This window comes from Curtobacterium sp. Leaf183 (genome assembly GCF_001424385.1).
Lineage (GTDB): Bacteria > Actinomycetota > Actinomycetes > Actinomycetales > Microbacteriaceae > Curtobacterium.
Map to the genome: position 1 here is coordinate 474765 of NZ_LMPO01000008.1, position 7531 is coordinate 482295.

6 protein-coding genes are annotated in these 7531 nt (G+C 71.2%); 2 read left to right on the forward strand and 4 right to left on the reverse strand.

Annotation, left to right across the window (positions count from 1 at the left end):
- Nucleotides 1-115: 115 nt before the first annotated feature.
- On the forward strand, nucleotides 116-1576 hold the full coding sequence (gene gndA, locus ASG04_RS08585; RefSeq protein ID WP_056122484.1) for an NADP-dependent phosphogluconate dehydrogenase: 1461 nt from the start codon (nucleotides 116-118) through the stop codon (nucleotides 1574-1576).
- Between the two features lie 66 nt (nucleotides 1577-1642).
- Here gndA and ASG04_RS08590 read toward each other — a convergent pair whose 3' ends face one another.
- On the reverse strand, nucleotides 1643-2275 hold the full coding sequence (locus ASG04_RS08590) for a hypothetical protein (protein WP_056122487.1): 633 nt from the start codon (nucleotides 2273-2275) through the stop codon (nucleotides 1643-1645).
- Between the two features lie 175 nt (nucleotides 2276-2450).
- On the opposite strand from ASG04_RS08590, the gene ASG04_RS08595 reads away from it, so the two are divergent.
- Nucleotides 2451-3995 carry a molybdopterin-dependent oxidoreductase gene (locus ASG04_RS08595; protein ID WP_056122490.1) on the forward strand — a complete coding sequence of 515 codons (1545 nt, stop codon included), beginning with the start codon at nucleotides 2451-2453 and terminating at the stop codon, nucleotides 3993-3995.
- 27 nt (nucleotides 3996-4022) lie between these two features.
- On the opposite strand, the gene ASG04_RS08600 is transcribed toward ASG04_RS08595, so the two are convergent.
- The 3 genes from ASG04_RS08600 to glmU form a co-directional block, all read right to left on the reverse strand.
- Complete coding sequence (locus ASG04_RS08600; protein ID WP_056122493.1) at nucleotides 4023-4802, reverse strand: putative protein N(5)-glutamine methyltransferase; 780 nt, start codon at nucleotides 4800-4802, stop codon at nucleotides 4023-4025.
- Between the two features lie 75 nt (nucleotides 4803-4877).
- A complete protein-coding gene (locus ASG04_RS08605; RefSeq protein ID WP_056122497.1) occupies nucleotides 4878-5855 on the reverse strand; it encodes a ribose-phosphate diphosphokinase in 978 nt (325 codons plus the stop codon).
- 92 nt (nucleotides 5856-5947) lie between these two features.
- Nucleotides 5948-7375 carry a bifunctional UDP-N-acetylglucosamine diphosphorylase/glucosamine-1-phosphate N-acetyltransferase GlmU gene (gene glmU, locus ASG04_RS08610; RefSeq protein WP_056122499.1) on the reverse strand — a complete coding sequence of 476 codons (1428 nt, stop codon included), beginning with the start codon at nucleotides 7373-7375 and terminating at the stop codon, nucleotides 5948-5950.
- Between the last annotated feature and the right edge of the window lie 156 nt (nucleotides 7376-7531).

The following is a 7531-nucleotide window of genomic DNA, read 5'->3' on the forward strand; positions in this document are numbered from 1 at the left end:
TTGCCGCAACTCTCGTGCGTTCCCGGGCGAGCATCCGTAGGTTGGCCGCAGGACACCGACACCGGCGCTGCACGCGCCAGGGCGTCGACGTCGCGACGTCAGGACGAAGGAGACCATGGTGGCAGACAGCAACGGACAGGCGAACATCGGCGTGGTGGGACTCGCGGTGATGGGGTCGAACCTCGCCCGCAACCTCGCGTCGCGCGAGGGCAACACGGTCGCGGTCTACAACCGCACCTACGCACGGACCGAAGAGCTGATGCAGGAACACGGTGACGCCGGGTTCATCGCGTCCGAGGACATCGACGACTTCGTCGCGTCGCTCTCCAAGCCCCGCACCGCGATCATCATGGTGCAGGCAGGCAAGGGCACCGACGCGGTGATCGGCCAGCTCGCCGAGCGGTTCGAGGCGGGCGACATCATCGTGGACGGCGGCAACGCGAACTTCCACGACACCATCCGACGCGAGCACGACCTGCGCGAGCAGGGCCTGAACTTCGTCGGCACCGGGATCTCCGGCGGCGAAGAAGGCGCCCTCAAGGGCCCGTCGATCATGCCCGGCGGCTCGGACGAAGCGTGGGAGACCCTGGGCCCGATCCTGAAGTCCATCGCCGCGGTCGCCGAGGGCGAACCATGCGTGACGCACATCGGCACCGACGGTGCCGGCCACTTCGTCAAGATGGTCCACAACGGCATCGAGTACGCCGACATGCAGCTGATCGCGGAGTCCTACGACCTGCTCCGTCGCGCCGGCGGGCACAGCGTCGACGAGCTCGTCGAGATCTACAGCAAGTGGAACGAAGGCGACCTCGAGTCGTACCTGATCGAGATCACCGGCGAAGTCCTCAAGCAGCAGGACGCCGACACCGGCAAGCCGCTCGTCGACGTCATCCGCGACGAAGCGGGCTCCAAGGGCACCGGCGTGTGGACCGTGCAGAACGCGGTCGGTCTCGGCATCCCGGTGTCCGGCATCGGTGAAGCCGTGTTCGCCCGCGCGGTGTCCTCCAAGCCCTCGCAGCGCGCAGCGGTCCAGCGGTCGGTGCAGAGCCGACCCGAGGTCGCCCAGGTCCCGGACACCTTCGAGGACGACGTCCGCGCGGCGCTCTACGCGTCGAAGGTCGTCGCGTACGCCCAGGGGTTCGACCTCATCATCGCCGGGGCAAAGGAGTACGACTGGGACGTCAACCTCGGCAACATCGCGAAGATCTGGCGCGGGGGCTGCATCATCCGCGCCCAGTTCCTCAACCGCATCGTCGAGGCCTACGACAAGAACCCGGAGCTCGAGTCCCTCCTGGTCGACCCGTACTTCGCGAACGCCGTCGCCGAGGGTGAAGCCGCGTGGCGCCGCATCGTCGGCATCGCAGCCGCGTCGGGCATCCCTGCTCCGGGGTTCTCGTCGGCGCTGTCGTACTACGACTCGCTCGCGTCAGACCGGCTGCCGGCGTCGCTGATCCAGGGCCAGCGCGACTTCTTCGGGGCGCACACCTACCAGCGCATCGACAAGGACGGCACCTTCCACACGCTGTGGTCGGACGACGACCGTCGCGAGGTCGAGCAGGAGCCCTCGACCCACTGAGAACAGTCTGCCCGGATGGGGCGTCGTCCGCTGGCGATGCCCCATCCGGGCGGACTCGGCCCGAGGTCAGGCGACGATGCGCTCCCGCGCCAGTTCCGCGAGCAGGCGCTCGAGCTTCGGACCGCGGCCGAGCAGACGCCTCGACCCCGGCGCAGTGCGCACGTGGAACGTCGCGACCGCGGTGGAGTCGTCGGGCCGCACGTAGTGCATCGCGATCGCACACGCGTCGCGGCTGCCCGGTGCCGGCACGTCCTCGAGTCCGATGTGCATGACACGGCTCCACCGGACCACGAGCAGTCGTGTGGCCCGTCGCTCGTCGAGTTCCCAGAGCGACGCCTCGGTCGCGCCGAACGCCCAGGTCACACGCGGGCCGAGCGCGACGTCCGAACGGTTCTCCCGCACGACCTCGCGCAGCTCAGCGGTCGGTGCAGCCGGGACGAGCCACACGGTGGGGTCGATCCGGCGGATGGCGAGGGCGAGGGACTCGTCCTCGCGCCGGCGCCGCAGGCCCTGCATGCGGACGATCCCGACCAGGACGACGGCGACGCCGATGCCGATCACCGCGACCTCGGCGATGCCGAAGAACGTCAGGTCCGTCTCCGGGCTGCGCGCCACGACGACCACGCGCGCGACGAGCAGTGCTGCCCAGACCCCGACGACGATCCACCGCACGGTCAGCAGGCGGGCGTCCGGGGTCATCGGTCGGCGGGCGTGCGGATCCCGCGGAACACGGTCGCGACGCCTCAGCACACCCTGATCCTCGCACGACCACCGTCGGAGCGGCACCGCGGCCGGATGAACACCCGAGCCCGGTCGCGGCTGGGTCCCAGACCACCGGACGTACGATCGTCCCGTGCCCACCAGCGGAACGTCGATGCGGCCGCGACTGCTGGCCGCGGCCTCCGGCGTCGTCGCCGCCCTGGCCTTCCTCGCCGCCGCCGAACTCGCCGCGCTGTTCCTCGGCGGAGCCGGCAGCCCGCTCGTGGCGGTCGGTGGCGCGGTCATCGACCTGGCCCCCGCCGGCGCGAAGGACCTGATGGTCTCCCTGTTCGGTACGGGCGACAAGGTCGCGCTGTTCGTGCTGATGGGCGTCCTCATGGTGGCGATCTCCGCGGGTGCCGGCATCCTCGAGCGCCGCCGACCGCCGTTCGGCGCGATGGTCTTCGCACTCGGCGGCGCCCTCTCGCTCATCGCTGTCACGACCCGGTCCGGGTCGGGCATGTGGGACGGCCTGCCGTCGGTGCTCGGCGTCGGTGCCGCGATCGGCGTCCTCCGTCCTCTGGTCACCCGGCTGCGACGCTGGGAGACCGTCGCGCAGACGCCGACCCGCACCGACGCAGCGCGCCCCGAGCGCCGGGCGTTCATCGTCTGGACGGTGACCGCGGGCGCACTCGCGCTGGTGGTCGGGACCGGTTCGCGGCTCGGGTCGGCCGCGATGCAACGCACGGCGGCGATCCGACGGTCGGTGCGCCTCCCGGCTCCCGCGACGGCGGCACCCGCCGTTCCGGCCGGTGCATCGCTCGACCTCGACGGGATCACCCCGTACGTCACCCCGAACGCCGACTTCTACCGGATCGACACGGCCCTGCGTGTGCCGTCGATCGACCCGGCCGACTGGAGCCTGCGCATCCACGGCGCCGTCGAGCACGAGGTCACGCTGCGCTGGGACGAGCTGATCGCCCTCCCCCTCGAAGAACACATGGCGACCCTGAGCTGCGTGTCGAACGAGGTCGGCGGCGACCTGATCGGCAACGCGCTGTGGCTGGGCTACCCGATCCGCGAGCTGCTGGCGCGGGCCAAGCCCACGGGCGACGCCGACATGGTGCTCTCCCGGAGCATCGACGGCTTCACTGCCGGCACCCCCCTCGACGTCCTGCAGGACACGGGAACACAGGCCATGCTCGCGGTCGGCATGAACGGGCAGCCGTTGCCCGCCGAGCACGGGTTCCCGGTCCGCATGGTCGTGCCGGGCCTGTTCGGGTACGTCTCGGCGACGAAGTGGGTCACCGAGATGGAGGTCACCCGCTTCGCCGACGCGCAGGGCTACTGGACGCCCCGTGGGTGGTCGGAGCGCGGGCCGGTCAAGCTCGAGTCGCGGATCGACACCCCCGCGAACGGCACGAGCGTCACGGTCGGCGACCGCGTCGCGATCGCCGGGGTCGCCTGGCAGCCGCACACCGGCGTCAAGGCGGTGCAGGTCAAGGTGGGCGGTGCCGAGTGGCAGGACGCCGAACTCGCCGCATCAGTGTCCGCCGACACCTGGCGGCAGTGGGTGTACCGCTGGACCGCCACCTCGGGAGACCACGAGGTCCGTGTCCGCGCGGTCAGCACCGACGGACAGGTCCAGACGAGCGTCCAGCGTCCGCCTGCCCCCAACGGGGCAACCGGCTGGGACACGATCACGATCAGCGCTCGCTGACCACCAGGCCTGGAGGCCCGGTGCGCGTCACACGGGTCGGCTCGCCACCACGCAGGTGCCGTCCACGGCGTCGTCCCGCTCGACCCGCGTCACGAAGCCCGCAGCACGGAACGCCGATGCTGACGCCTCGGCCTGTCCGTCGGAGACCTCGATGACCACGGCGCCACCCGGACACAGCCACTCCCCGGCGCCCGCCGCGATCCGACGGTGCAGGTCGAGCCCGTCGTGTCCGCCGTCGAGGGCGACCCGGTGCTCGTGGTCCCGGGCCTCGGTCGGCATCGTCGCGATCGCCTCGGTGGGCACGTAGGGGGCGTTCACCGCGATGACGTCGACCGCGCCGCGGAACCGCGCGGGCAGCGGAGCGAACAGGTCACCGGTGACGACGATGCCGCGGTCGCCGATGTTCTCGGCCGCGACGTCCGAGGCGTCGGGGTCGATGTCGGACGCGACGAGGTCGAGTGCACCGACTCGTTCGAGCAGGGCGACGGCGATCGCGCCCGCACCGCAGCACAGGTCGACCACCCGGTCGTAGCGGTGCAGCAGCCGGGCGGCCTGGTCGACGACCACCGCCGACCGGGCCCGCGGTACGAAGACCCCGGGCACGACGCGGATCCGGTGCCCGTCGAAGGCGGCCCAGCCGAGGACGACCTCGAGGGGTTCCCCGCGCAGACGTCGCTGCAGCATCGATCTGAGGCGGACCGGGTCACCGTCGCCGGCTTCGAGGAGGAGGTCGGCCTCGTCCTCGGCGTAGACGCTCCCCGCCGCCCGGAGTCGGGCGGCGAGGGCGTCACGGGCGGTGGGAGTCACGAACGTCGCGCAGGCTCGTTGCGTCCGCCCCGTGGTGATGCGCCGTCGGCTGTGCCCATTGGTTCGACGGCTCCGCTACGCTGCGCCGTCAAACATCGACGTGACGGACCCGTCGTCGAAGACCTCGTGGATGGCGCGGGCCAGCAGCGGCGCGATCGGCAGGATCTCGAGTCGGTCCCAGCGCTTGTCGACCGGCACCGGCAGCGTGTCGGTGACGACGACGCGGTCGATGAACTCGCTCTGCAGCAGCTCGGTGGCCGGGTCGGAGAACACGGCGTGCGTCGCAGCGACGACGACGCCGATCGCACCAGCGGCCTTGAGCGCCTCGGCGGCCTTGGCGATCGTACGGCCGGTGTCGATGAGGTCGTCGACGAGCAGGCACCAGCGACCCGAGACGTCCCCGACGATCTCGTGCACGGTGACCTGGTTCGGCACGAGCGGGTCACGCCGCTTGTGGATGATGGCGAGCGGCGCACCGAGCTTCTCGGACCAGATATCCGCGACGCGGACGCGCCCCATGTCGGGCGACACGACCGTCAGGATCGACGGGTCGAGGATCGCCTTGAAGTGCTCGAGCAGCACCGGCATCGCGAAGAGGTGGTCGACGGGCCCGTCGAAGAAGCCCTGGATCTGAGCCGCGTGCAGGTCGACGCTCATGATCCGGTGCGCGCCGGCGGCCTTGAACAGGTCGGCGACCAGGCGCGCCGAGATCGGCTCACGGCCGCGGCCCTTCTTGTCCTGCCGCGCGTAGGGGTAGAACGGCGCAACGACGGTGATGCGCTTGGCCGAGGCACGCTTGAGCGCGTCGACGATGATGAGCTGCTCCATGAGCCACTCGTTGATCGGGGCGGTGTGCGACTGGATGACGAACGCGTCGCAGCCGCGGACGGACTCGTCGAAGCGGACGTAGAGCTCGCCGTTCGCGAAGGTGCGGGCGTCGGTCGGGACGAGGTCGACGCCGAGTTCCTCAGCGATCTGCCTCGACAGCTCGGGATGTGCTCGCCCGGAGACGAGGACGAGTCGTTTCTGGCCGGTTGTCTTGATTCCGGACAAGTGCCGTACTCACTCCCTGGCCCCACGGGGCCGTGTGTCCGAGGACCCGGATCCGGGTCCCCGTGTGACGGCGGGTGGCCGTCGAGAAGGTGTCATGCTCCGTGCGCGCGCCGAGCCGCCTCGGCCGCCGGCGTGCCGGGTCGGTGTTCCGAGACCCAGTCGTCGGTGTTGCGCTGTGGGGCGTAGCTGATCGCGAGCGACCCGGCCGGCACGTCCTTGCGGACGGTCGTACCTGCACCGGTGTACGCCCCGTCCCCAATCCTAACCGGGGCGACGAACACGTTGTGCGAGCCTGTACGGACGTGCGACCCGACCTCGGTGCGGTGCTTGTGCACACCGTCGTAGTTCGCGGTGATCGTGTTCGCGCCGATGTTCGAGTCCTCGCCGACCTCGGCGTCGCCGATGTACGACAGGTGCGGGACCTTGCTGCCCCGACCGATCGTGGCGTTCTTGGTCTCGACGAAGGTGCCGATCTTGCCGCCGTCGCCGAGCACGGTGCCCGCGCGCAGGTAGGCGAACGGCCCGACCGACGCCCCGTCCCCGATGACGGCGAGGGTGGCGTCGACGCGGTTCACGGTGGCACCAGCGCCCACCTCGGTGTCGCGGAGCGTGGTGCCCGGTCCGACGACGGCACCGGCGGCGATGGCCGTGGCGCCGATGAGCTGCGTGTCCGGGAGGATCTCGGCGTCGGGCTCGATCGTCACGTCCAGGTCGATCCACGTCGACCGGGGGTCCTGCACGGTGACCCCGGCGAGCTGGTGCGCGCGGACGATGCGGTCGTTGAGCACACGGGCGGCGTCGCCCAGCTGTGCGCGGTCGTTGATGCCGGCGAGCAGCCACGGGTCGTCGAAGCGCAGCACGTCGATGCGTCCGCCGCGGGCCGCGATGAGCGACGGCGCGTCGGTGATGTACATCTCGCCCTGCACGTTCTCGGTCGTGAGCTGGGGCAGCACGGCGCGCAGGTGGGTGACGTCGAACGCGTAGATGCCCGCGTTCGCCTCGGTGATCGTGCGCTGCTCGTCGGTCGCGTCCTTGTGCTCGACGACGCCCACGAAGGCGCCCTGGTCGTCGCGGAGGATCCGGCCGAGCCCGGTGGGGTCGGGTGCGATCGCACTGAGGAACGTCACGGCGTTGGCCGCGTCGGCGTGCACCTGTACCAGCCGACGGAGCGATGCGGGGTCGACGAGCGGCACGTCCCCCGAGAGCACGACGACGGCCCCGTCGAAGTCGGCGGGCAGGGCCTGCACGGCGACCTCGACCGCGCGCCCGGTGCCCGGGACCTCGTCCTGGTCGACGACGATCGCGTCCGGCACGCGCTCGGTGACCTCGGCGGCGACACGCTCCCGCTCGTGCCGCACGACCACGGCGATGTGCTCAGGCTCGAGGGACTCGGCGGTGCGCAGCACGTGGGCGACGAGCGGCAGCCCGGCGATCCGGTGCAGCACCTTCGGGGTCGTGGACTTCATGCGCGTGCCCTGCCCGGCGGCGAGGACGACGACGGCGATCCGCTGGTCGGTCATGCCCCCATCCTGGCCCACCCGACTGCGGCGCACCAACGCATCGGGGACTCGTGCGGAGTCCGCGCGGACCCCCGCAACCGACCCGTCCCCACCCGCACGACACCACCGACGTCGCACGACAGCGGAAACGTCGCACCATCGGCACGCACCCACCCG